The following is a 2,638-nucleotide window of genomic DNA, read 5'->3' on the forward strand; positions in this document are numbered from 1 at the left end:
GTAGTACTGCGTTTGCCGATGCAGTATATATTCGTAGGCGGATGCAGTATATATTCAACCGCGAATGCAGTATATATTCAACTGCGGATGCAGTATATATTCATTTTTTAGGGGTATGTATTGGATGAATGCGGACATTCATTAAAATATTATTAAGGACCTGTTAGAAACTGTTTTTGAATTTATCGTGCGATGATTTGGTTACCCAAAGCACACACGAAAACGAATACATCAAGCCAGGAAAAATTTTTGTAGAAATTCAAAACAATTTCTTAGTTCATCATCTTGTGGATTTGTCTACTCATGTTTAAATTATATTGCGATGAAAAAACAATGGATTGCTTTGCTGCTGGGGAGTGTTTTGTCGGTGAACGGCATTTGTGCCCAAAAGCAGTGGTTTGACGAAAAAGACCTGACTCTGACAGGGGCTTATTATTATCCCGAACACTGGGACGAAAGCCAGTGGGAACGAGACTTGAAACGAATGCACGAATTGGGATTCGAGTTTACGCACTTTGCCGAATTTGCCTGGGCGCAGCTGGAACCCGAAGAAGGTATCTACGATTTCAGCTGGTTGGACAAGGCAGTGGAACTGGCTGCCAAGTACGACCTGAAAGTCATTATGTGTACATCTACTGCCACTCCACCCGTATGGCTCAGCCGGAAATATCCGGAAATACTCGTCCGGAACGAAGATGGTACTATCCTCGACCATGGTGCCCGTCAACATGCCTCTTTCGCCTCGCCTTTGTACCGTAAGCTGGCTGCACGCATGATAGAAGCTCTGGCGCAGCATTATGGCGATGACCCGCGTATCATAGGCTGGCAACTGGATAACGAACCAAATGTGCAGTTTGACTACAACAAGCAGGCCGAACTGGGGTTCCGCGATTTCCTGCGCCAGAAATACCATGATGATATCACTGCGCTGAACCGCGCCTGGGGAACTGCTTTCTGGAGCGAGGTATATGCGTCATTCGATGAAATTACTCTCCCCAAGATGGCACAGATGTTTATGAATGCCCATCAAATACTGGACTACAAGCGCTACGCTGCACACGTGACTAACGACTTCCTCGACGAGCAGTGTCGCCTTATCAAACAGTATGCACATGACCAGTGGGTTACCACTAATTATATTCCCGATTACGACCGAGGAATTATCGGTGGAAGCAGGCAGCTTGATTTCGTAAGCTATACACGCTATATGGTATATGGCGATAATGAAGGAATCGGACGTCGGGGTTACCGGGTTGGAAACCCCTTGCGTATTGCTATGGCAAACGATTACGTGCGTCCGATAAACGGCACTTATGGAGTAATGGAACTCCAGCCCGGACAAGTCAACTGGGGAAGTATTAACCCACAGCCGCTTCCCGGAGCTGTCCGTCTGTGGTTGTGGAGTGTTTTTGCCGGTGGCTCCGACTTTATCTGTACTTATCGTTACCGGCAACCTCTTTATGGCACCGAGCAGTATCATTATGGAATTGTAGGTACTGACGGTGTGACATTGACTCCCGGAGGTCACGAATATGCACAATTCATACAAGAGATAAAGACTCTGCGAAAAGAAGCCGCACCTCTCGACCATAAACCGGAAGCCTATCTGAAGCGCACTACTGCCGTGCTTTGGAATCCGGAAAATTATTGGAGTATGGACCGCCAGAAGCAAAACCGTACCTGGGATACTTTCCATCATCTGAATCATTATTACAGGGCATTGAAGGCGTATGGTGCACCGGTAGACTTCATTTCCGAGGAAAAAGACTTTACCCAATATCCTGTGATGATTGTTCCGGCATACGAACTTGCCGATACTGCGTTAGTCGACCGTTGGATGAAATATGTAGAGCAGGGAGGTAATTTGGTACTGACATGCCGTACAGGACAGAAAGACCGTTTCGGACGTTTTCCCGAAGCTCCTTTCGGTGCCATGTTGGATAAACTGACAGGAAACCGGATTGATTTTTATGACCTTTTGTTGCCCGACATACCTGGAAAGGTCTCAATGGATGGAACAGATTATCTATGGAATACATGGGGTGAAATTCTTGTCCCTTGCAAAGAAAATGAAGTATGGGCGACTTACAAAGATGAGTTTTATGATGGAAGGCCAGCCGTTACTTTTCGTCGTTTAGGTAAGGGAACAGTTACATATATCGGTGTTGACACGCGTGATGGCAAGCTGGAACGCCGTATATTAGACAAACTTTATGCCCGTTTACAAATCCCTGTACTCGACCTTCCTTACGGGATTACTCTTGAATACCGTAATGGATTCGGTATCGTTTTAAACTATAGCGACCGTCCTTACCATTTCAATCTTCCAGATGATAGCAAAGTGATGATAGGGACACCTGATATTCCTACAGCAGGTGTTTTAGTATTTAAGTCACAAATGAAAAGTAGTGAATGATAACTGATGGATATACAATCGGTTTATTAGGTATTGTTCATGAAAATCTATAATTAAGCTGTTTTGAATTTATCGCTCAAAGTAAATGCATCAAGCAAAAATACTTTTTGTAGAAATTCAGAAGCTGTTTTGAATTTATCGTGCGATGATTTGGGATGAGTTTTTGAGGCATTTCCGCTTCTGTGATGAGGAAGATAGCGGGCTATCTGACGAAGAACAGGA

Annotated in this window: 1 protein-coding gene; it reads left to right on the forward strand. The window is 44.7% G+C overall.

Annotation, left to right across the window (positions count from 1 at the left end; genetic code table 11):
- Nucleotides 1-322: 322 nt before the first annotated feature.
- A complete protein-coding gene (locus tag B5F78_RS16315; RefSeq protein ID WP_087407238.1) occupies nt 323-2,416 on the forward strand; it encodes a beta-galactosidase in 2,094 nt (697 codons plus the stop codon).
- Nucleotides 2,417-2,638: the final 222 nt, after the last annotated feature.

It is taken from the genome of Bacteroides sp. An279, assembly GCF_002159615.1.
In the GTDB taxonomy this organism is placed as follows: Bacteria; Bacteroidota; Bacteroidia; order Bacteroidales; family Bacteroidaceae; genus Phocaeicola; species Phocaeicola intestinalis.